This is a genomic window from Amylolactobacillus amylotrophicus DSM 20534 (genome assembly GCF_001434555.1).
In the GTDB taxonomy this organism is placed as follows: Bacteria; Bacillota; Bacilli; order Lactobacillales; family Lactobacillaceae; genus Amylolactobacillus; species Amylolactobacillus amylophilus.
The window spans coordinates 360,319-380,797 of the sequence record NZ_AZCV01000001.1; the positions used below are offsets into that span (position 1 = coordinate 360,319).

Sequence of the window (20,479 nt, forward strand, 5' to 3'; positions counted from 1 at the left end):
TTAACCTCCTTTTTTTATTCAAGTGCAGCTGCACCACCGATAATCTCGGTGATTTCGGTTGTAATCTGCGCTTGTCTGGCTCTATTTAATTTCGTCGTTAACGAACTGACAACGTCCTTCGCATTCTTCGTCGCGTTGTCCATCGCAGTCATTGAACTAGCATGCTCCGCAGTTTTGGCATCCAGAATCGCACCAAAAATCATACTTTGGGCAAATTGAGGAAGAATAGCCTGCAAAACGGAGTCTAACGAGGGCTCGGTCAGATAGTCGACACGCCCTGTTGGCTGGTCGTCATCCACGGCCTCCGTAATATCAATGTCCGAAATTGGCAGCATTTTCTCCGCACGAAACTGCGAGGAAATGGTGTTCACATGGTGCGTATAACAAACGTACAGCTCGTCATAAACCCCATTTAGATACATGTTAACAGCGGTCGTGACAATCTCCCGCACCTCGTTAAAGCTCGGCACATCACTGATGCCTCTGTACTCGTAAACAACATTGATATCCTGCTTCTTGAAGAATTGGGCGCCGATACTACCGACAGCCAGTATCTCCGGCTCACGACCACGGTCACGGGCATTTTGGACCAATGACATCATATTCTTAATGATTGAACTGTTATAAGAGCCAACCAGTCCGCGGTCACCCGTGATAACGAGGTAGCCGACCTTCTTAATCTCAGCCCTTGGTTTAATCAAAACATTCAGGTTGCCAAGATCAAATAAGTCAGTGATATCAATCTCAGAATAGTCACCATCGAAGTCCTCACGGTTCTTCAATTGGTTGAAGACCTCTGATGCCATCAGATGCGTAACGGTAGCCCGGATCTTGTCGTTATAGACAGTATAGCCTTTGTCAAGCTTCTCAGTTTGTGATAGCTTCACACCTGATACCATTTGCATGGCACTAGTGATTTGCCCCGTTTTCTGGGTCGAAGTGATTTTTCGTTTTAATTCAAGTAGTGATTCTGCCACAAATAATCAACTCCTAACATTAACTGGCAAAGCCATCTCTAAATTCTTTAACTGCTTTTAATAACTCGTCTTCGTCTGGTAGGTTACCAGTCGTCTTGATGGTATCCAACATATCGGCGTGATTAGCGTCGAAGAAGTCGAATAGTTGGTCTTGATACTTCTGAATGTCTTGTACAGGCACATCATCGATGCAACCATGAGTCAAGGCAAACAAAATCAGCACTTGCTTCTCAACCGGTAGCGGCTGATGGAGTGGTTGTTTAAGCACCTCGACAGTCCGCCGACCACGGTTAAGCTTAGCCTGTGTGGCCGAATCAAGATCAGAACCAAATTGCGCAAATGACTCAAGCTCACGGTAAGAAGCCAGATCCACACGCAGTGTTCCGGCAACCTTCTTCATTGCCTTAATTTGCGCTGCACCACCAACACGGGAAACAGATTCACCGGCATTAATGGCAGGTCTTGTTCCAGCGAAGAACAGGTCACTCTGCAAGAAAATTTGCCCATCAGTAATTGAAATTACGTTGGTTGGAATGTACGCACTAATATCCCCAGCCTGTGTCTGGATGAATGGTAAAGCGGTCATCGAACCGCCACCCAGTTCATCGTTTAACTTGGCAGAACGCTCTAATAGACGTGAGTGGAGGTAGAACACATCACCAGGATATGCTTCACGACCAGGCGGACGACGGAGCAGCAATGATATTTCACGGTATGAAACAGCTTGTTTCGATAGATCATCAAAGACCACAAGAACATGCTTGCCGTTGTACATGAATTCCTCACCCATTGCTGTACCAGCATATGGTGCAATATAAAGCATTGGTGCTGGCTCACTTGGGCCGGCCTCAACGACGATGGTATAATCCATCGCACCGAAACGCTTCAAGGTCTCAACCTGTGCACGCACAGTCGATTCCTTTTGACCAATTGCGACGTAGATACAGATAATATCCTGTCCCTTTTGGTTGATGATTGTGTCAATCGCAATCGACGTCTTACCAGTCTTTCGGTCACCGATGACCAACTCACGTTGGCCCCGACCGATTGGTACAAGGGCATCAATGGCCTTGATTCCCGTCTGCAATGGTTCAGAGACAGACTGTCGTGCCATGACACCTGGTGCAGGACTTTCGATTGGTCTGGTCTTCGTCGTATTGATTGGTCCTTGACCATCAATCGGCTGACCTAGTGGATTAACCACGCGACCTATCAGTGCCTCACCAACGGGTACTTCCATGATTTTACCCGTCCGTTTGACCGTGTCTCCCTCGCGGATATCGTCGTACTTACCCAAAATAATGATACCAACATCGTTAGTTTCCAGGTTTTGTGCAATACCGTAAGAACCATTGGCAAATTCAAGTAATTCATTACTTAACGCATTGTTCAGCCCATGAGCCCGAGCAATACCATCACCAATGTAAGTAACGGTACCAACCTCATCGACCTTCAACTGTTCGTCAAAACTTTCCAGTTGTTGTTTAATTAACGCGCTGATTTCTTCAGCTTTAATGCTCAATGGGTTCACCTCTTTTATATATTATTAACTAGGTTACTCCGAAGAGTAGCTATCTTTGTTCTAATTGAGCCGTCGATTACCTTACCATCCGTCTTCAGAATCACCCCACCGAGGAGTGACTCATCAACCGAATTCTCCAGTTCAAACCGCTCTAAGTCATTCATCTTGGCGTAGGCTGCAGCAAGTTGTGTCAACTGCTCTGCCGACATCTTAGTCGCTGAGATTACCTCACCGTGAGCAATCCGGTGCCGTGCGTCATAAATCTTATTGTAAGCTTCAATGACATCCGGTAAGGACTGCATTCTCTGATAGTCGAAGAGTAATTGGAGGAAATTCTGCATCTCCTGTGAAAAGTGATTTTCTAATGCCCTGATGAAACTTCTCTTCTGGTCCAGGTTTAGTGCTGGATTCGAGAAGGCAGCCAGAAAAGACTGGTTACTCTGCAATACTTCCTGTAAAGTTGCCAGTTCGGACTTAATGTCCGAAACCAGATTACGTTCACTGGCAAAATCGTACAAGGCCGTTGCATAACGTTTTCCAAGTTCCTCACTACTTAATTTCATGATTTCTCAAGCCCCTTTATGAAGGAGTCGATCAACTCGGATTGGTCTGCTTCAGACAACTCTTTTTGAATCAGCTTCTCGGCAATCGTCACTGAAAGATCAGCGACCTGTGCCCGAGCTTCTTTTAGAGCATCCTCTTTAGCCTTCACTGCTGCGACATTTGCCTTCTCGCGTATCTCTGCAGCTTCCTTGTCCGCATCGTTCAACAGCTTTTGCTTATGGTTCTCACCGTTTGTTTTCGCGTTCGCGATAATCTCAACGGCTTCGTTCTTAGAATTCTGTAATGCTTGTGTCTTTGCCGCCACAAGCTCAGTTGCTTTTTTGTTCAAATCCGCTGCGTGATCGAGGTCATAAGTAACCTGCTCACGCCGCTTCTCCATCATGGCAGTGACTGGGCCCCAGGCAAATTTCCCCACTAAAATCATGAGGATTGCGAAGGTCAAAAGATAAAAGAGCATATCACCCAGTTCAAGCGCCATACCTGCTAAAGGTTGAAGGATCATTTCGTGCCCCTCTTTCTACCGATCTCTTATAGGAATAAGATCAAGAATGATACAACGATAGCCAAGATAGGAACGGCTTCAATCAAACCAACACCGATAAACATGGTTGAACGTAGTTGACCAGCACTTTCTGGTTGGCGTGCGATACCTTCAAGAGTCTTTGAGATAACCTTTCCGTTACCATATGATGCTGCAAGGGCTGCTAGTCCTGCTGTAATTGCTGCTGCAATATAATTCATGTGAAAAAATCCTCCGTAATATATATTATTCCTCGACAATTTTATGCGAGATGTAAACCATAGATAATGTTACAAAAACGTATGCTTGGATGGAACCGATGAATACCGAGAACCCTTGCCAAATCATGGCAAGTGGCGCCGAGTAGACAACGGAAATCAGGCCCATCGATTTCGCCAAGCGACCGCCAATCAGAGTAAGCAGAACTTCACCGGCGTAGATATTTCCGTACAACCGGAGTGACAAAGTCAAAAAGTTCGTAAATTCTTCAATTATGTTGATTGGTAGTAAGAAACCTACAGGATGCATGTAGTTCCTGAGGTATCCTTTAAAGCCAAACTTCTTCACGGCAAAAGCGTACGAGATAAGTAACGTCATCGCTGCTAATGTCATTGTAATCAAAGGACTTGCTGTCGGTGATTTAACTACGATGTGTTCATTGAAGACGACCTCGATGAACAATCCCAGTTGGTTCGCCATAAAAATGAACAAAAACATGGTTAAAGCATATAGAGAAAACTGCCTTCCCTCTTTACCCGGTACCGCTGACTCCACAATTCCGTTAGTGAAATCCACCAGGTATTCGAGCACGTTTTGTTTTTTGTTTGGCCTAAGCTCAATCTTACGCGAAAGATAATAGACTAGAACAAAAACGAATAGTGCAGCAATCAGCCCCGAGATGCAATTGGTTAGGTTAAAATTGATTCCCAGAAACTGAACTACAACTGGTTTTTCACCCACTTTGCGACCCCCCTTCTTTATTCAAATAACATCAAATACAAACAAAATGATAACACCAAAAAATCGGAAATACAAAGCAAGATTAAAATTATTTTATGTAAGCGTATACTTTTAAAAATTAAAAAACAGCCTCAAAAGAGACTATTTTGTGCCAAAGAGGCGGTCGCCGGCATCTCCGAGTCCAGGGAAAATATAGCCTGAATCGGTTAAGTATTCATCCTCTGCTGCTGCATAGATATCCACGTCAGGGTGTTCTGCCTGCACGGCCTGCACCCCTTCAGGTGCTGCCACTAACACAACCAAACGAATGGATGTAGCACCGCGCTTCTTCAAGGCCTCGATCGCCATGTTTGCGGATCCACCGGTTGCGAGCATTGGGTCGACAATAATCAGGTCACGCTGATCGATATCGGGCGGCATTTTGACAAAGTATTCGTGTGGTTTGAGGGTTGTTTCGTCGCGATACATCCCCACATGGCCAACTTTGGCTGCTGGAATTAATTCCAGCACACCATCAACCATCCCAAGTCCGGCACGCAGAATTGGCACAATCGCCAACTTCTTACCTGCGAGCTCCTTCTGGATAGTCTTGCCCATCGGTGTTTCAATTTCCACATCTCTCAGTGGTAAATCGCGGGTAATCTCATACACCATCAAGCCTGCAATCTCGTTGGCGATTTGCCGGAACTCTTTCGTACCCGTATTCTTATCGCGAATAATCGTTAATTTATGTTGAATTAACGGATGATCCAAGACAGTAAATTTACTCATAGCACCCTCCTATTTTTAAGCCATATCTATTCTAGCAGAGTTTCGCTTTAATGCCACTCATAATCTAACGGAAATTTTGCTGTAAGCGCATGCGCCCGTTCCTTAATCTCGGCCAGCTTGTCCGGCTCGTCAAAACTACGGATGGCATCGAGCACCAGGTGCGCTACTTCACGGCTCTCTTCCACCTTGAAGCCACGTGTCGTAATGGCTGGTGTGCCAATGCGGACACCGGCGGTCTTGAACGGTCCAAATGGATCATGCACAATCTGGTTCTTGTTGAGCGTGATGTCGACCGAGTCGAGTAAATCCTGAATTTCCTTACCGTTATGGCCCGTCTGCTGGATATCTAGCAAAATCAAGTGGTTGTCTGTGCCACCAGAAATCATCCGCACGTCATTAGCGTCTGCAAAGACCGAAGCCATCGCCCGCGCGTTCAATACAACTTGATGAATGTAAGTCTTGAATTCTGGTTGTAGGGCTTCTCCAAGAGCCACAGCCTTGCCGGCAATGACGTGTTCTAGTGGCCCACCCTGAATTCCGGGGAAGATGGCAGAATTGATTTTTTTGCCATATTCGGCTTTGGCCAAAATCAGGCCGCCACGTGGTCCACGCAGGGTTTTGTGTGTGGTTGTCGTTACAACATCGCTGTAAGGGACGGGGCTCTCGTGCTCGCCCGTGGCCACCAAACCGGCAATGTGCGCCATGTCGACCATGAGTTTTGCGCCAACAGAATCAGCAATTTCCCTGAAACGTTTGAAATCAATCGCCCGCGAATAGGCACTCGCACCAGCCACGATCAGCTTGGGCTTGACCTCCTGCGCCATACGCGAAACCTCATCGTAATCGATCAACTCGGTCTGAGGGTCTAACCCGTAGTGGTAGAAGTGGTAGGTCTTCCCCGAGAAACTCACATCAGCACCGTGAGTGAGGTGACCACCAGCGGAAAGGTCCATGGCGAGGACCACATCGTCGTGCTCGAGTAGCGCGTAGTATGCGGCCATGTTTGCGCTAGAACCAGAGTGAGGCTGCACGTTAGCATATTCTGCACCAAACAGCTGCTTAGCGCGTTCAATCGCTAGTGTCTCCACCTGATCGACGAACTGGGTCCCACCGTAGTAACGGTGGCCCGGGTAGCCTTCCGCGTACTTGTTCGTCAAGACGCTGCCTTGGGCTGCAAGCACACCCTTCGACACAATATTCTCGGAGGCAATCAGCTCGATGTTATGCTGTTGGCGTTCTTCTTCGCGCCCAATTGCTGCCCATAATTCTTGATCCTGTTCCCTATAATCCATTGACAAACCTCCACTCGTTCATGTACGAACTTAATTCTTGTTGATATTTTTAGCGCCGTAATTCAAAACTATTCTAGCATACCAGTTCATAAAAAAAGCAGATTAAACATTAAAATGTTTACCTGCAGCTGATTTATTGAGGCGATTCATGTAAGCGGGCGCAATCTCCCCTGCCTTAAATCCTTGAACGTAGATGGTTTTGATATTTGGTTGGTCGTCAAAGAAACGTAGTGCAGCAAAAAGATTATGCGCGGCCGTCGCGACCGATTCACCTAAAGAAAATGAATTTGGAGTTGAATATTTTGCGATAACTTCAGCCAGTGCCACTAGCGCTACAGTGGGATCAGTAAAATCAATTTGGGCGAAGTCCGCTACCCGATCGACAACCACCACTTGCGCCTTAGGTGCGTAGTGCCTGTACTTCATGCCCGGTGCCTTCGGTACCTCTTTTGCGCCAACCTGATTGTGGTTGTAGTCAGTGGTCTCACCAATTACAGCGGAAATTTCCGCTGGTGTAATCTGACCCGGACGCAGAATCACCGCGGGGTCGACGGTCAAGTCGACAATGGTCGACTCGAGCCCTATCTCAGTGGTGCCTCCATCAACGATTCCGGCTATCTTACCACGCAGGTCGTGGTAGACGTGGTTTGCGGTCGTCGGACTAGGTTTCGTTGAGGTATTCGCCGACGGGCCGACGATTGGTCGGCCAAGTTTTTCAATCAACTGCCGCGTTAGCTCGTCCGCTGGGTTACGAAAGGCCGCCGTTTTCAAACCACCGGTCACGACGGTCGGTAGAGTGTTCGGCTTGACGTTTAACAGGATGGTCAAAGGGCCAGGCCAGTAAGCATCAATGAGCTGCTGTGCCTTTAGCGGAATTTCAAGCGCATACTGCGCCATCATTGCCTCGTCGGCCACCGTGACAATCAACGGATTGTCGCTGGGCCGACCCTTAGCCTCATAGACCTTAGCCACCGCCACCGCGTTTGTAGCATCTGCTCCCAAACCGTAGACGGTCTCCGTCGGAAAGGCTATCAGCTCTCCGGCTTCTAGGTGCTTCACTGCCTGCTCAATTTCGTTACTGTTAAATATTTTCGTTTCCATTCCAAACTCTTTTCCACATCAAAAATCAGTTCAACTAGTTCAAAACTACAAAGCAACATTATATAAGAAGATGGGGTTGTTCTTAATCCTTCGTTTCATGTTTAATTCCCCGCACCATGCGGTCATGCCCCTCCATGTCTTGCCTAAACTCGAACGTATAATTCGGTAATTCTGCCGTCAAGAGGTCGGCCAACAGCTGTTTCTGCCTGTAGCCAAACTCGAGGTAGAAACAGCCGTTCTCGCTCAGGTGTGCATCTACCTGGGCGGTAAAACGCCGGTAGAAATCAAGGCCATCAACACCCGCAAAGAGGGCCAGATGGGGTTCGTTCAATAGCACAGAGGCATCCATAACAGCAGCCTCTTCATCCATGATGTACGGCGGGTTTGAGACAATCACATCGAATTTACCGAGCCCCTGCAAGACGTCAGCCGAAATTGTCTGCACCGCTAAATTATGCTGCTTGAAATTCTTGCGTGCAACTGCCAGCGCATCCCCCGAGATATCGCTAGCACTGAGCCGTAATTTAAGCGCGTGTTTTACAACTGCTTCGTTCAGCAAGGTGCTAAGACCTACAAGGATTGCCCCCGAACCCGTGCCGAGATCAAGGACATCAACATGCTTCGTCACTTGCCGTAGCTTAAGATCTGCCGCTACCCACGCAACTAATTCTTCGGTCTCAAACCGTGGAATTAGGACGTGCTCATTAACCTTAATTTGCTCGCCAAGAAACCAAGCGTAACCAAGGATGTATTGGGAAGACTGGCCGTTAATGAGCGCGGCCACGTCAGCATTTAACTGCTGCATCTGGGCGGGTAATAGTAGCTCACGTCCATGTAGTCGCAGCTGTGACGGGGTGAGTCCTAAGCGCTCGCCAACCAAAAAAGCAATATCAGCGGGCAAGATTGCCGGGTTAGCCTCTTTTGCTAACGCAACTGCGTGTGCTATTGCCGCTTCGATGCTTTTCCTAGTCATCTTGGAGTTGCTCCAATTGTTCAGCCTGACTGTAGACAATGAGCGCATCGATCACCTCGCCCAAGTCACCATTCATAATGCGGTCCAGCTTGTTCAATGACAGGCCGATTCTGTGGTCAGTCACCCGATTCTGCGGATAATTGTACGTCCTGATTCGTTCCGAACGGTCACCGGTACCGACGGCAGATTTCCGGTTGGCATCGTACTCAGACTGGTTCTCACTCTCATAGTAATCGTACACCCGGGAACGCAAAATCTGCATCGCCTTCTCCCGGTTTTGTTGTTGGGAACGTTGGTCTTGCATCGCCACCACAATTCCCGTTGGCAGGTGGGTCATTCTGACTGCAGAGCTAGTCTTATTAATGTGTTGTCCACCGGCACCAGATGCTCGGTAAACGTCAGTTCTGATATCCTTGGGGTCGATTTCGATGTTCACCTCATCATACTCCGGCATCACGGCCACGGTCGCAGTTGACGTGTGGACCCGCCCCTGGGACTCAGTCGATGGTACCCGTTGCACCCGGTGGGCGCCGTTTTCAAACTTCAGTTTAGAGTAGACATTTTGTCCGGTGATCATGATGGCTACCTGCTTGTAGCCTCCGACTTCCGTTGTCACTTCATCAATCAGCTCGACGTTCCAGTGCTCTCTTTCTGCGTATTTTTCGTACATTCTGAGCAAATCCGCGGCAAAAAGTGAGGCCTCATCGCCGCCCGCAGCACCACGAATCTCCATAATGATGTTCTTGTCATCATTTGGGTCCTTCGGCAGCATCAGCAACTTGATTTCGTCCTCCAGCCGTTCCTTATTCTCCTTAGCTTCTGTGAGCTCAGCCTTTGCCATCTCAACGAGTTCATCGTCCTCGTTCTCGGCAATTAGCTCCTCATTATCGTTAATAGATTGCTCGGCGTTTTTATACTCGCGAAACTTGGCCACAACCTCGCGCATGTCGGCCTCTTCCTTGGTCAAAGCCATATAGCGCTTGGTATCATTGATCACCTCGGGGTCAGACATCAGTTCCTGGATTTCGTCGTAGCGATCAACCAAACCTTGTAATTGTTCAAAAATTTTGTCCACGTTAATTATCCTTTCTGAGCTAGATTAGGGTGAAAATAGTGTTGGCGACAAACTGGATAGTATGATTCATTACCACCGACTTGGACCTGCTTGCCCTCATAAACCGGTTGGCCCTCGTGCACACGCAGATTCATCGTCGCCTTTCGCCGACAGAACCAACAAATAGTCTTCAACTCTTCGATTTTGTCGGCATAGAGTAACAGGGACTCACTGCCCTCAAACAGGTGATTCCTAAAATCGTTCTTCAGCCCAAACGCCATCACCGGAATGTTCATTTCATCCACAATTCTAGCACACTGTAAGATATGCTTCCTATTCAAGAACTGTGCCTCATCGATCAAGACACAGGCGGCATTTGGATCAGTTTCTTGAACCAGATCAAAGATATTAGTTTCGGTAGCCACCGGAATCGCGTCTCTTTGCAGGCCAATCCGCGAGCTCACAATACCCACACCCGTTCTCGTATCCACCGCACTGGTCATGAGGATGATTGTTTTGTTCTGCTCCTCATAGTTATGCGCAACCTTCAAAATTTCGATGCTTTTACCACTATTCATCGTCCCGTAGCGGAAAAATAATTGGGCCATATCAATTCACCATTCCTTTTATACACTGTTTTTAAGTATAAGGTCTTGGAGCTAAAAAATATACAAAAAAATTTCAAATTAGGCGTTTTGAGACAATCTTATGTTATATTAAAATGCAGATGTAATAAAGGATGAGAGAACATGACAATAAAAGCTAAAATTGCTACAGTGGTGGGCAAAGGTTCCTTCTGGTACCTCCACAAATTCAGGAATGGTGGCACATCGTACCCCGGCGTCTTGGCCACGAAGATAGACGAGAACGTCCTGGCCGACTTGGCGCGTGATTATGAACTGATTATCGTCACGGGCACGAACGGGAAGACGATGACGACTAGTCTGTTGGTTGAAGCACTAAGGACGGAGTATGATGACGTCTTAACGAACCCCTCGGGCTCGAACATGGTACAAGGAATCACAACGGCGTTCTTGAGCCACAAAAAAGTCAAGACGACGAAGAGAAGAATCGCCGTACTCGAGGTTGACGAAGCGAACGTGCCATTAATCACGGCAATCGTTCAACCAAAGGCTTTCGTGTTGACCAACCTCTTCCGCGACCAGATGGACCGCTACGGGGAGATTTATACGACCTACGACAAGATTGTGTCTGGGATTAAGCTCGCGCCTGATGCGCTGGTGGTTGCAAACGGTGACGCCAGCATCTTCAGTTCTCGCGAGCTACCAAACCGCATTTGTTACTACGGTGTTTCGACTAAGGATGCTGACCAGGCAGCTGATTTCAAGGCCCCGACCAACACGGATGGTGTCTTATGCCCCGTCTGCAACCATATCCTCCACTACCACGCACTCAGCTACGCTAACCTGGGGGACTACTTCTGTGTCAACTGCGGTTTCAAACGGCCGGCGTTAACTCACCAGGTTACAAACATCGGCAAGCTCACGCCAAATACCATTAACTTCGCGATTGAGCACCAGGAAATTACGATGCCGATCGGTGGTAAGTATAATATCCATAATGCACTTGCAGCCTACAGTGTGGCGCGAGAGTTCGACGTACCCGCTGCCAAAATCATGCAGGCACTCAGCAACAGCCAACGTCTGTTTGGACGCCAGGAATTGATTACTTATAATGGCCACAACATCAACCTCATTTTGGTGAAGAATCCAGTTGGGCTGAACGAAATCGTCGACCTGATAAACGAGGAAGAGGACGACTTCAGCCTTGTCGCCCTATTAAACGCTCAACATGCGGATGGCATCGATACCAGTTGGATCTGGGATGGCAACTTCGAGTTGTTAGAGCGAACAAAGATTAAGCAGGTGATCGTCGGGGGCGAACGATTCCACGATATGGCCTTGCGCCTGGAAGTCGCTGGTTTTGACCCAGCGCAGATGCAGGTGACAGACTCGCTTAACAGTGTCTTAGAGACTGTGAAAAAGGCCCCAACGAAGAAAGTTTACATCCTATCGACGTATACGGCGATGCTCGCCTTACGCAAGAAGTTAGCTGATGAAAAGGTGATTGCAGCCGGAATGGAATAAGCAGAGCGTGTACACCCACGGTTAGCTTTTGAGTACTAGCGCACGCAGCTGAAACGCCACGCAGTGGTGTGAGAGCTGAGAAGCTAGACGGAAAAAGTTGTGGGTGCTAACGCGTTTCAAAGCAGAGCGTGTACACCCACGGTTAGCTTTTGAGTACTAGCGCACGCAGCTGAAGATAAGTAAAAATGCAGTTTTCCAAATTGGAAAGCTGCATTTTTTAACGCTTATTTTCATCCAAGAAGCTCGCAATGATCTTCTGGCGCGCCGTGATGAATATTTGATTGTTACCGCTTGGATGAACCCGATTCGTCAACAGGATCATCCCGGTCCGCATTAGCCTGTCAAAGACAACCAAGGTGCCGGTATAGCCAGTATGCAGGATAATCGCGTGTTGGTCGATTGGATCAAAGACCATGTCGAAACCCCAACTGCGAAAATCCATCGTTGGCCGCGTTTTAGGCTTGAACAACTCAGCAACGGTCTCTTGGTGCAGCGGTAAAATATCCCGGTTCAAGCCCAAGTATCCCTGTGCCATCACCACTAGGTCGTTCAGGTCGCTAAACAATCCCGCTGAGCCGCAATGCTCCTTCAAAACCTGTGCCTTCGGGTCATGGACCACACCCTGAATCAGCGTACCATCCTCTCGCATCGTCGTTGGTACACTATTTTTTTTATCTGGGTAAAATGTGGTAGCCTGCAAGTGCATCGGTCTAATCACCTGCTCCGTAATCACCTGCCAGACCGGCTTATCGAAGATTACCTCGAGTACTAACCCGAGCAGAATGAAATTTGTGTCTGAATAGCGCACCTTCTCGTCAAATTCGTCTGTCACGGGTAAGTTGATAATGGCCTCAATTAATTCCCGTGCGCTCAATTCATCTCGGTGTTCGATGTAGCCACGAATACCAGACGTGTGCGTCAACAGGTGGGATAACCGTACCCGGTGGTCCTTAAACGTCGGAATAAACTGCTGTAACGGCTCAGAAAAGTTGAGTTGTCCTTCCTCGTAGAGTTGAAGAAAGACCGTGGTGGTGCCGAGAACCTTGGTGAGGCTGGCTAAATCATACTGGGCAAATGGACTCAGTTGGACATTTTCCGGTACCCAGGTCGAGAAACCCACGGTTGATGTGAACACCTGTTGGCCCTTAATGAATGCGTAGTTCACACCCGGAACAATCCGCGCCGTCACCATTTTTTCAATTAGATTCTGTGTGGCAAAATATTCAATCATCTAGTTTTAAACCTCTGTAAATAGAATAGCATAATTTACCTAAGTGGACTAAAAAACGCTATGGTCTGCTTTTACAGCCATAACGTTTTAGATAAATTAGATTTCTGCGTTACCCGCAAATTGACTATTGTAAAGACCAGCAAGGAACGAATTACCCGCACGCCAGTTAGACCTTCACGGAAAATCAGGTTGAGATTATCCGTCTTCTTCTGGAGTGACTTGAATAATGGCCAACGTGATTTACTTAATTTGATCACTTGTTACTCTCCTCCTTTAAAACGCCGTATTTCAGCCACCGGACGAGGGAGGCTACCTTTAGTCTGAAGTTCTTATTCAGTTGGTCAACCTGGTTGTCCTGGTCGATGAGCTTTGAACGGCCAATTTGTACTAACAGGCCAATCATAATTTGGAATAAAAGCTCAAGCTCCGATTCATCCTTCACACGTAGTTTACTGGTGTCAATAAGGTCGAGCCCGAAGTGGGTGAAATGGTGGTGGTTATGTGGCTTGCTATCACCTTCAAACCACTGTGACGCCTTGTGGTCGCCCATGAAAACGAACATGTTCCGGAAGAACATCTGGTCCGCGTCATTAATCTGCCAATCAATCTCCTTGTTGGCGAAGGTCTGAAAGGCCAAGAACAGGTCGCCGTGAGCTTCCTGTAACTGCTTCTGCCACAAAAGAAGCAGCTCCTTTTGTTTCTCCTTAGCTAAGTAGAAGAATAAATCCTCTTTACTCAGGAAGTATTGGTAGAAACTACCACGGGGGATCCCTGCCTGCTTGATGAGCTCATTAATTGAGATATCAGAGAATTTCTTGGTCGTGAACTGCGCCGTCGCAGCTGCGACAATCCGTTCCCGCTTCTCTTCTCCCAGTCCGAAAAAAGTTTTTGTTGGCATGAGCTTTCCTTTCCATATTGTGACAATCTGTCATATGACAATTTGTCATTATACCCTTCTCAGACACTGATGCAACGAAAAAATACTGCTTTTTCCACCGCAAACGGCTTTCATAAAGAAGCTGGAAACGCTATAATTATTACAGCAACAGGAGATTGGTGGTGAGAACATGGACAATAAATATTTACCCGTGCTGGAATTTATCAGGGACAATAGCGCAAAGGTCATTCAGGAACCAACGGAATACGCCAACCAGCTAACCTTCGCGTTCAGCAAGAAATTTGCCGACTTCAATGTCGACGTGACCCTCTTTCCGGTGATGCGCCTTCACGTTGAGCGCCTAGACCGCAGCTTTGTCAATGCCAACGCGGACCTCTTTATCTACTTCTTCAACAAGGTCTCATCCCAGTCGAAGAGCACGTATAAAGACGTCTGGGTGACGACGAGTGATGTGTCCAATCGTGATTTATTATTAGTTGAATTAAGTTTTGAGTAAATACCCCTTGACATAGTACCGTATTCTTTTATACAATCTTACTTGTACTTTTGCCCGTTGGTCAAATGGTTAAGACGCCACCCTCTCAAGGTGGAGTTACGGGTTCGATTCCCGTACGGGTGATTTTACTGGGATATCGCCAAATTGGTAAGGCAGTGGACTCTGAATCCATAATGTCTCGGTTCGATCCCGAGTATCCCAATTTGGGTCACACCAGCTTAATAACTCACACTTTCATGTGTGGGTTATTTTTTTGCATAAAAAAAGAAGCCCGGGAATGGACTTCTTCAACTTGCTAACTATTCTTAATGATTAGGCCCATGATAATGTCGGCGGCATCCTCACAGCTATCTAACACCGACTCGAAGCTGAAGAAAATCTTCTTCCAGCGTACAACATCGATTGGGTCTTTCTCTGTGCGGAAAAGTTGGGCCAGATCCTCGGTGTACAGGTGATCCCCCCGCGACTCAATCTTATTGGCCTCCTCAATTCTACTCATTAGCGTCTTTGAACTCTTGAAGTGTGGGAACTCCTTGATTGCCTCCTGCACAGCCGCAACTGCTTGAGTAATTAATTCGAAGAATTGCACCGCATTTGGCGCCATCTGTTGGACATTCAAATAGTAGAACTCATATGTGAGACCGTTAATCCCGTCCATGATGTCATCGAGCCGGTCGATAATCTGCACGATATCCTCCCGGTCAAGTGGCGTGATAAACGACACGTAGAGCTCCTTCATGACCTCCTTCACAACCTCGTCGCTCTCCCGTTCGATGTTGTGAATCTCCTCGCTCTTTTGCGCGAGCGTGTCTAGGTCATATTCGTTAATGATCTCGTGTAGAATCTGGCTCGCACGCACCGTGTCCTTTGCCAGGTGTTCCATTGCACCAAAGTAGTCATAGCCTTTCTTTCTTGCCATCTCGTTCCTCCTAAAAAATTGCCATAAATAATTTTGCCATCAAAAAAGCGATAATCCCACACCCAGGGAACGTGAGTACCCAGGCGAGTACCATGTTCTTCACAACGGTGAGATCGACACTCGAGAGGCGCTTGGCTGCACCAGCACCCATGATTGCCGTTGTTTTAGTGTGTGTCGTCGACACAGGAATACCGAAGATTGAGGATAGTAGCAGCGTGATTGCTGCCGCCACGTCGGCTGAGAAACCCTGATATTTCTGCAGCTTCACCATATCCATGCCGACGGACTTAATGATGCGCATCCCGCCGACGCTCGTACCGATTCCCATGGTCACGGAACAGAGCACCATAACCCAGATGGGAATGGCAAAGCCGTTACCGCTCTTCTCGACGAGGCCGTTGTAGAAGAGGGTCAACATGAAGACACCCATGAACTTCTGCCCATCTTGGGCGCCGTGGAGAAACGCCATGGCTGCGGCGCCAAACGCCTGCCCACCAGTAAAAATTTTGTTGGCGAAGATCCGGTTGACTCCCTGGAAAATCCAGATGATGAGCTTAGTAATCAAATAGCCACCACCAAAGCCTAGGATAGTGCTGACGATAAGGCCAATGATGACCTTCCACCATTCGTCCACATTGACGGCGTTCAAGCCACCAAGAGCCATTGCGGCACCGGTGAGCCCAGCAACGAGCGCGTGTGATTCACTCGTAGGAATGCCAAACCACCATGCAGCGACCGCCCAGGTCACGATAGCAAATAGCGCGGCAGACAGGGCAACCTGACTGGCGTTACCGGCCCCATCGAAACTCACGATGTTGCTGATGGTCTCGGCCACCTTGGCGTTGAAGAAGGTCATCACGAGCGCCCCCAAGAAGTTCATGACGACAGCCATCCAAATCGCCACATTCGGGCGCAACACGCGAGTTGAAACTGCGGTAGCAATGGCATTCGGTGCATCGGTCCAACCATTGACGAACACGACGCCCATCACCAGCGCAATGGTAACAATTAAAGCGATATTCATATTTACTCCTATTAACTCAAAATGTCAGAAAATACTGCCGTAGCTATCATAACTTATTTTCCCCCCGCCGTCTCGTTAAATTTTTGAATAATTTGCACTCAAAATATGCAATTCAACCGTCAAATTGAATTGATTGGCATTCGCCATTACCGGGTGTATAATACCGTTAAAGAAGGTGAAATAATGTGTGGTAACAGATTTGGTTACTGGGGAACTCACATGATGAATTCCTTTGGCAATGGCCCATCCTGGTGGTTGCTGGCTACTTTCATTATCCTAATTATTGTGCTGCTTGGCGTGTTATTCTCCCGCGGAAAACAGCCGCGCTCCCTGCAAAACAGGCCGCTGGATATTATTGATGAGCTCTATGCAGAGGGGCATATTAAAAAGGACGAATACTTGGAGCGTAAAGAAACACTTCAAAAATAGAATATGCTGGGTAAAGAAATATATATTTTAGTTGACAGTTTACTCTGGCCTCGTGTTATACTTTGGACACGAAAAAAGGCAGAGATTCGTGAGGGATTCTCTGCCTGTGATGATTTCGTGGAAAGCTGTTAAGTCTAAATCTTTATGATTAAGGCTTTTTTTGATTAGTTTAATCAACCAATCAAGGGCTTTTAGGCCATCAACTAGTGTCTTCAACAATTTCAAAAAGTTGAAAGAATCCAACTCTCACTCTCTCACTTCCCATTCTGCTCATGGCACCGCCTCCTTTACTTTCTGTTGCTGGAGTGGTCCCACTAGCCATCACATATATAACTACGCAAAAATAGTTCTTTACCATCTTGGTCTGATAAATATACTTTAGTTGACAGCGAGCTCTGGTGCCGTGTTATATTTTGGACACGAAAAAAGGCAGAGTTCTGAGTGAGATCCTCTGTCTGTGATGATTTCGTGGAAAGTTTGTTAAGTCTTAATCTTTATGATTAAGGCTCTTTTTTGTTACCTATGGTAATAGATTATAATCATCAATAATGATGTTTTGGCCCGTTAGCCGTGTCTTAGTAACACTACCATTCTTCGGGAACTGGGTGTGGTAGGGCGAGCCAGCGGGTGAATTCTTACTAACCAAGTCCTTAATGACGCCACCATGGGTCGCTACGAGAATGCGTGAGTGGTCCGCGCTGGCCTGATAAATCTCTTGTAAGCCCGCCTGCAGTCGCACCTTGACCTCCTGGGCATTCTCTGCCAAATGACGTACATCGGCTTCTTTGGTGGCATTACGCAAGAAATCCGGTGAATAATGATCCCGAAATTCAGCGATCGTCTTAATACCATAGGGGGCCCCGACACGTTCCCAGGTCTCCTCCTCATTCTCGCCCTCAAACGAGCCAAAGAAAACCTCACGGAGATTCCTGCTCTCGATAATCTGTGTATCCGTGGCATGATTTGCCGTCAGCATGATCTTCGCTGTATCCACAGCCCGTTTCAGGTCTGAACTATAAACGGCGTCAAAGTGGGTATTTTGAAGCTTTTGCGCAGTCGCTTCAAGCACCGGGATTCCCCGTTCGGTCAACGGCGTGTCCGACCAGCCCTGCATCTTCCGCATTAAATTATACATAGTCTCGCCGTGGCGGACGAAATAAACTTCGATTTCCTTCACACAAATCCCCCAAACTAAATTTAGCTAGATATTTTCTTTCTATTCTACACAATTAAATGAAAAATACCAGAAAATATAGTTTGTCGTTAACTGAAGCTGACTTCTAAATCAGACAGCCGGGCAGCCATGAATGCATCATATGCATCGAGTCCATAGTTAACCTTGATCAATTCACCGAAGTAATCCTTGAACTCAGTGTTCACGAAATGCAGGTAACCACGGCGAATTGCCCGCGACCAGGAACTCCCCGTTTGCCGCTCTTCTTTAACAAACTGCCAGATTACCCTCAACATGTCCCGCATCTTAATCACATCATGAAAGACGAAGTGATACTTCTGCTCTGGTGTGTTGACCCTAATTTTCTGTGTCCTGCTGGTATAGAAATACACCACGACAAGTGTCACCACGATGATGACGGGAACTAGGAGCAGAATCAATAAGACAACACCCACGGCAATGGTCGCCGTTGTACCACCAAGCAACAAGACTGCCGCGACGATTAATGCGATAACCAGGAGAATTGGTATTGCCACCAGAGCGATTAGGAAACCATCCACCAGACGTTTGAATTGTTTGTTCATGTGCACTATGACCTCAGTCTTGCAGAATTTCTCCTAATTTAAGCAAATTAAAAAGATGTGATAATTTTATCACATCTTTCTCTTTAATTGTAGCAGTCATTTTCTAAATCATCGTCCATGAGCCGATCGAGTGTCTCCGAGAATGAAAATTCCGGATTCTGCGTAAACTCATTGAACAACTTATTCACTAGTGTTTTCTGATGGCTGAGGACGCTTATTGCCTCGACCTCACTTAACCGATACTCGAAAACCAATCCGTCTAATACCTGATTAGACCAGGCCTCATAGTCATAGCGATCCTTAGTTACTACTTTTTCCAATTAAAGTCCTCACAATCTAATTTCAAAAAACTAAATGCGTTTCTTCAATTCGTTCGTTAAATCTTCATAGCCAGGCTTACCGAGTAGACCAAACATATTCTTCTTATATGCCTCGACACCAGGTTGGTTGAATGGGTTAATACCGTTCAGGTAACCTGAGATACCGACTGCAATTTCGAAGAAGTAAATCAGGTAACCCAATGTGAATTCTGACAGGTCAGGAATCGAGACGGTCATTACAGGCACACCACCGTCGGTATGGGCGAGCACAACGCCTTGGTATGCTTGCTCGTTCACGTAGTTCATCGTCTTACCTTCAAGGAATGCTAAGCCATCAAGATTCTCTTCCTCAGCAGGCACAGTCAGATCATGACGGGGATTTTCTACCTTGATGACGGTCTCCATCAAGTTCCGCCGCCCTTCTTGGATGTATTGTCCAAGTGAGTGTAAGTCGGTTGAGAAGTTTGCGCTTGAAGGGTAAATTCCCTTTTGGTCTTTACCTTCTGATTCACCCATCAGTTGTTTCCACCACTCGCCGAAGTATTGCAATGTTGGCTCGTAGTTTTCTAATAACTCAGTGGTGTAACCCTTACGGTACAAAATATTTCTTAGAGCCGCATATTGATATGCTTCGTTCTTCTCTAATGCAGGGTCAGCATAGTCTAGGCGTGCTTGGGCTGCACCGTGCATCAATTCATCAATGTTGGCACCGGCAACGGCGATTGGCAACAGACCAACAGCTGAGAGTACTGAGAAGCGACCACCGATATCGTCAGGCACAACGAACTCTTCATAACCTTCTGCATCGGCTTCTGTCTTCAAAGCACCACGCTCACGATCAGTCGTAGCGTAGATCCGCTTGTTGGCTTCTTCCTTACCGTACTTCTCAACCAATTTAGCCTTCAGGATCCGGAAAGCGATTGAAGGTTCTGTCGTTGTACCGGATTTAGAAATAATGTTCAAGCTGAAGTCGCGGTCGCCAATCAGTTCAATCAAGTCATGGAGGTATGACCCAGAGATTGAGTTACCAGCAAAAATAACTTGTGGATGCTTCCGATCAGCCGCAAAGTTGTAGAATGCGCCATTCAGGAAGTCGATTGCTGCACGAGCACCCAAGTATGAGCCCCCAATACCGATACCAACCAAGATATCAGAATCGGATTGAATCTTCTTCGCAGCTTCCTTGATCCGAGCAAATTCATCCTTGTCATAATCAACAGGGAGGTCGATGAAGCCCCGGAAGTCATTACCAGCTCCTGTCCCCTCTCTTAATGCAAGGTCAGACGCAGTAACAAGCTGTTGCATCTCAGGTAGTTCGTTCTCATGAACGAAGGGGGTTAATTTCGATTGGTCAAACTTAATATGTGTCATTTTTTTCCTCCGAAAATTTGTTTTAACATTGTATACTTTAACCATTTTACCGGCAAAATGCAAGAAACGGACGTGACTAATCAACGGCTAAGAGTGTGGATCCTGACCATCTTTTGCCACTACTTTCTTAACTGTGTTTCAAAAGATAACTTCCTCCGCCTTACTTGCCACTTCAAGCGTTCCACGCTTTA

At 47.1% G+C, this 20,479-nt stretch carries 24 protein-coding genes and 2 tRNA genes; 5 read left to right on the top strand and 21 right to left on the bottom strand.

Annotated features, from left to right (window positions below; translation table 11 throughout):
• Positions 1–14: 14 nt before the first annotated feature.
• From FC62_RS01750 to FC62_RS01805, 12 genes are all read right to left on the bottom strand, one after another.
• Positions 15–977, bottom strand: a complete 963-nt coding sequence (locus tag FC62_RS01750) for a F0F1 ATP synthase subunit gamma (protein WP_054745265.1) — start codon at positions 975–977, stop codon at positions 15–17.
• Between the two features lie 19 nt (positions 978–996).
• A complete protein-coding gene (gene atpA, locus FC62_RS01755) occupies positions 997–2,499 on the bottom strand; it encodes a F0F1 ATP synthase subunit alpha (RefSeq protein WP_054745267.1) in 1,503 nt (500 codons plus the stop codon).
• Between the two features lie 14 nt (positions 2,500–2,513).
• A complete protein-coding gene (atpH, locus tag FC62_RS01760; protein WP_054745269.1) occupies positions 2,514–3,062 on the bottom strand; it encodes an ATP synthase F1 subunit delta in 549 nt (182 codons plus the stop codon).
• Positions 3,059–3,565, bottom strand: a complete 507-nt coding sequence (gene atpF / locus FC62_RS01765; protein ID WP_056946039.1) for a F0F1 ATP synthase subunit B — start codon at positions 3,563–3,565, stop codon at positions 3,059–3,061. Before atpF ends, atpH begins: the two co-directional genes overlap by 4 nt.
• 26 nt (positions 3,566–3,591) lie before the next feature.
• Positions 3,592–3,804 carry a F0F1 ATP synthase subunit C gene (atpE, locus tag FC62_RS01770; protein WP_054745271.1) on the bottom strand — a complete coding sequence of 71 codons (213 nt, stop codon included), beginning with the start codon at positions 3,802–3,804 and terminating at the stop codon, positions 3,592–3,594.
• A 25-nt stretch (positions 3,805–3,829) separates the two neighbouring features.
• Positions 3,830–4,543: a F0F1 ATP synthase subunit A gene (atpB, locus tag FC62_RS01775; RefSeq protein WP_056946038.1), complete on the bottom strand. Its 714-nt coding sequence runs from the start codon at positions 4,541–4,543 to the stop codon at positions 3,830–3,832.
• Positions 4,544–4,684: 141 nt separating this feature from the next.
• On the bottom strand, positions 4,685–5,314 hold the full coding sequence (gene upp / locus FC62_RS01780; protein ID WP_054745273.1) for a uracil phosphoribosyltransferase: 630 nt from the start codon (positions 5,312–5,314) through the stop codon (positions 4,685–4,687).
• A 47-nt stretch (positions 5,315–5,361) separates the two neighbouring features.
• On the bottom strand, positions 5,362–6,606 hold the full coding sequence (gene glyA, locus FC62_RS01785) for a serine hydroxymethyltransferase (protein ID WP_056946037.1): 1,245 nt from the start codon (positions 6,604–6,606) through the stop codon (positions 5,362–5,364).
• A 102-nt stretch (positions 6,607–6,708) separates the two neighbouring features.
• Complete coding sequence (locus FC62_RS01790) at positions 6,709–7,707, bottom strand: L-threonylcarbamoyladenylate synthase (protein WP_056946036.1); 999 nt, start codon at positions 7,705–7,707, stop codon at positions 6,709–6,711.
• A gap of 82 nt (positions 7,708–7,789) precedes the next feature.
• Positions 7,790–8,680 (bottom strand): peptide chain release factor N(5)-glutamine methyltransferase, encoded by an 891-nt coding sequence (gene prmC / locus FC62_RS01795; protein WP_056946035.1) that lies wholly within the window; start codon positions 8,678–8,680, stop codon positions 7,790–7,792.
• On the bottom strand, positions 8,673–9,755 hold the full coding sequence (prfA, locus tag FC62_RS01800) for a peptide chain release factor 1 (protein WP_054745274.1): 1,083 nt from the start codon (positions 9,753–9,755) through the stop codon (positions 8,673–8,675). Before prfA ends, prmC begins: the two co-directional genes overlap by 8 nt.
• A 5-nt stretch (positions 9,756–9,760) precedes the next feature.
• Entirely contained in the window at positions 9,761–10,342 is a 582-nt protein-coding gene (locus FC62_RS01805; protein ID WP_054745276.1) for a thymidine kinase, read from the bottom strand.
• Between the two features lie 141 nt (positions 10,343–10,483).
• Between FC62_RS01805 and FC62_RS01810 the strand changes: the two genes are divergently transcribed.
• Positions 10,484–11,842, top strand: coding sequence for a Mur ligase family protein (locus FC62_RS01810; protein WP_056946034.1), 1,359 nt, complete (start codon positions 10,484–10,486; stop codon positions 11,840–11,842).
• A 217-nt stretch (positions 11,843–12,059) separates the two neighbouring features.
• On the opposite strand, the gene FC62_RS01815 is transcribed toward FC62_RS01810, so the two are convergent.
• From FC62_RS01815 to FC62_RS01825, 3 genes are all read right to left on the bottom strand, one after another.
• Positions 12,060–13,073: a serine hydrolase domain-containing protein gene (locus tag FC62_RS01815; RefSeq protein ID WP_056946033.1), complete on the bottom strand. Its 1,014-nt coding sequence runs from the start codon at positions 13,071–13,073 to the stop codon at positions 12,060–12,062.
• Between the two features lie 71 nt (positions 13,074–13,144).
• Positions 13,145–13,330 (bottom strand): hypothetical protein, encoded by a 186-nt coding sequence (locus FC62_RS08235; protein WP_054745278.1) that lies wholly within the window; start codon positions 13,328–13,330, stop codon positions 13,145–13,147.
• Positions 13,327–13,971, bottom strand: a complete 645-nt coding sequence (locus FC62_RS01825; RefSeq protein WP_054745280.1) for a TetR/AcrR family transcriptional regulator — start codon at positions 13,969–13,971, stop codon at positions 13,327–13,329. The genes FC62_RS08235 and FC62_RS01825 overlap by 4 nt, the downstream gene beginning before the upstream one ends.
• 169 nt (positions 13,972–14,140) lie before the next feature.
• Between FC62_RS01825 and FC62_RS01830 the strand changes: the two genes are divergently transcribed.
• The 3 genes from FC62_RS01830 (at position 14,141) to FC62_RS01840 (ending at position 14,669) form a co-directional block, all read left to right on the top strand.
• Entirely contained in the window at positions 14,141–14,467 is a 327-nt protein-coding gene (locus tag FC62_RS01830; protein WP_054745282.1) for a hypothetical protein, read from the top strand.
• A 51-nt stretch (positions 14,468–14,518) separates the two neighbouring features.
• Positions 14,519–14,590 (top strand) — tRNA-Glu (locus tag FC62_RS01835).
• 6 nt (positions 14,591–14,596) lie between these two features.
• A tRNA-Gln gene (locus FC62_RS01840) sits at positions 14,597–14,669 on the top strand.
• A 93-nt stretch (positions 14,670–14,762) separates the two neighbouring features.
• Here FC62_RS01840 and FC62_RS01845 read toward each other — a convergent pair.
• Positions 14,763–15,386, bottom strand: a complete 624-nt coding sequence (locus tag FC62_RS01845) for a DUF47 domain-containing protein (protein WP_056946032.1) — start codon at positions 15,384–15,386, stop codon at positions 14,763–14,765.
• 10 nt (positions 15,387–15,396) lie between these two features.
• Positions 15,397–16,410 (bottom strand): inorganic phosphate transporter, encoded by a 1,014-nt coding sequence (locus tag FC62_RS01850; RefSeq protein WP_056946031.1) that lies wholly within the window; start codon positions 16,408–16,410, stop codon positions 15,397–15,399.
• Positions 16,411–16,629: 219 nt separating this feature from the next.
• Here FC62_RS01850 and FC62_RS08315 point away from each other — a divergent pair, with 219 nt between their 5' ends.
• Positions 16,630–16,839: an SHOCT domain-containing protein gene (locus FC62_RS08315; RefSeq protein WP_056946030.1), complete on the top strand. Its 210-nt coding sequence runs from the start codon at positions 16,630–16,632 to the stop codon at positions 16,837–16,839.
• A 520-nt stretch (positions 16,840–17,359) separates the two neighbouring features.
• Here the strand turns inward: FC62_RS08315 and FC62_RS01860 are convergent.
• From FC62_RS01860 to FC62_RS01875, 4 genes are all read right to left on the bottom strand, one after another.
• Positions 17,360–18,016 (bottom strand): histidine phosphatase family protein, encoded by a 657-nt coding sequence (locus FC62_RS01860; protein ID WP_056946029.1) that lies wholly within the window; start codon positions 18,014–18,016, stop codon positions 17,360–17,362.
• A gap of 86 nt (positions 18,017–18,102) precedes the next feature.
• Entirely contained in the window at positions 18,103–18,597 is a 495-nt protein-coding gene (locus tag FC62_RS01865) for a hypothetical protein (protein ID WP_054745290.1), read from the bottom strand.
• A gap of 83 nt (positions 18,598–18,680) precedes the next feature.
• Positions 18,681–18,917, bottom strand: a complete 237-nt coding sequence (locus FC62_RS01870; protein WP_054745292.1) for a hypothetical protein — start codon at positions 18,915–18,917, stop codon at positions 18,681–18,683.
• A 30-nt stretch (positions 18,918–18,947) separates the two neighbouring features.
• Entirely contained in the window at positions 18,948–20,288 is a 1,341-nt protein-coding gene (locus FC62_RS01875; RefSeq protein WP_056946028.1) for a glucose-6-phosphate isomerase, read from the bottom strand.
• Positions 20,289–20,479: the final 191 nt, after the last annotated feature.

Excerpts from the sequence above, each read along its gene's own strand:
- glyA (WP_056946037.1), bottom strand. The coding sequence starts at position 6,606 with ATGGATTATAGGGAACAGGATCAAGAATTATGGGCAGCAATTGGGCGC.
- prmC (WP_056946035.1), bottom strand. The coding sequence starts at position 8,680 with ATGACTAGGAAAAGCATCGAAGCGGCAATAGCACACGCAGTTGCGTTA.
- atpE (WP_054745271.1), bottom strand. The coding sequence starts at position 3,804 with ATGAATTATATTGCAGCAGCAATTACAGCAGGACTAGCAGCCCTTGCA.
- atpH (WP_054745269.1), bottom strand. The coding sequence starts at position 3,062 with ATGAAATTAAGTAGTGAGGAACTTGGAAAACGTTATGCAACGGCCTTG.
- FC62_RS08315 (WP_056946030.1), top strand. The coding sequence starts at position 16,630 with ATGATGAATTCCTTTGGCAATGGCCCATCCTGGTGGTTGCTGGCTACT.
- FC62_RS01865 (WP_054745290.1), bottom strand. The coding sequence starts at position 18,597 with ATGAACAAACAATTCAAACGTCTGGTGGATGGTTTCCTAATCGCTCTG.
- FC62_RS01815 (WP_056946033.1), bottom strand. The coding sequence starts at position 13,073 with ATGATTGAATATTTTGCCACACAGAATCTAATTGAAAAAATGGTGACG.
- FC62_RS01875 (WP_056946028.1), bottom strand. The coding sequence starts at position 20,288 with ATGACACATATTAAGTTTGACCAATCGAAATTAACCCCCTTCGTTCAT.
- FC62_RS01845 (WP_056946032.1), bottom strand. The coding sequence starts at position 15,386 with ATGGCAAGAAAGAAAGGCTATGACTACTTTGGTGCAATGGAACACCTG.
- FC62_RS01810 (WP_056946034.1), top strand. The coding sequence starts at position 10,484 with ATGACAATAAAAGCTAAAATTGCTACAGTGGTGGGCAAAGGTTCCTTC.
- FC62_RS01825 (WP_054745280.1), bottom strand. The coding sequence starts at position 13,971 with ATGCCAACAAAAACTTTTTTCGGACTGGGAGAAGAGAAGCGGGAACGG.
- atpF (WP_056946039.1), bottom strand. The coding sequence starts at position 3,565 with ATGATCCTTCAACCTTTAGCAGGTATGGCGCTTGAACTGGGTGATATG.
- FC62_RS01790 (WP_056946036.1), bottom strand. The coding sequence starts at position 7,707 with ATGGAAACGAAAATATTTAACAGTAACGAAATTGAGCAGGCAGTGAAG.
- upp (WP_054745273.1), bottom strand. The coding sequence starts at position 5,314 with ATGAGTAAATTTACTGTCTTGGATCATCCGTTAATTCAACATAAATTA.
- FC62_RS01850 (WP_056946031.1), bottom strand. The coding sequence starts at position 16,410 with ATGAATATCGCTTTAATTGTTACCATTGCGCTGGTGATGGGCGTCGTG.
- FC62_RS01830 (WP_054745282.1), top strand. The coding sequence starts at position 14,141 with ATGGACAATAAATATTTACCCGTGCTGGAATTTATCAGGGACAATAGC.
- FC62_RS01805 (WP_054745276.1), bottom strand. The coding sequence starts at position 10,342 with ATGGCCCAATTATTTTTCCGCTACGGGACGATGAATAGTGGTAAAAGC.